Below are 331 nucleotides of genomic sequence, written 5' to 3'. Positions count from 1 at the left end.
AACAACGGCACCGCCGATGCCAGCGGCGTGGTGATCACCGAATCCCTGCCGGAATACGCCAGTTTCGATGCGGCGAATTCCGACCCGCGCTGGGTGGATCAGGGAGACGGCACTTTCACACTCGAGCTCAACACCCTCGCCGCCGGAGAAACCGGCAGTGTGGAATTCGCGGTGATCATCGACGATCCCATTCCCACCGGCGTCGAGGAGACCAGCAACACCACCAGCATTGAAGACGATGGCAATACCGGCCCCGACCAGAACCTCGTAGACAATGAAGACAACGAGGTTACTCCTATCGACGGTCGACCGGACTATGTGATCGACAAGA

General features: G+C 59.2%; 1 protein-coding gene. It reads left to right on the top strand.

All coding sequences use genetic code 11. From position 1 onward, the window contains the following. The coding region (locus B4U49_RS18965) for a DUF11 domain-containing protein (protein WP_158078510.1) at window positions 1–331 on the top strand (331 nt) is incomplete at both ends.

The organism is Microbulbifer mangrovi (assembly GCF_002009015.1).
Classification (GTDB): Bacteria; Pseudomonadota; Gammaproteobacteria; order Pseudomonadales; family Cellvibrionaceae; genus Microbulbifer; species Microbulbifer mangrovi.
This window is presented reverse-complemented; position numbering and strand designations above follow the sequence as displayed.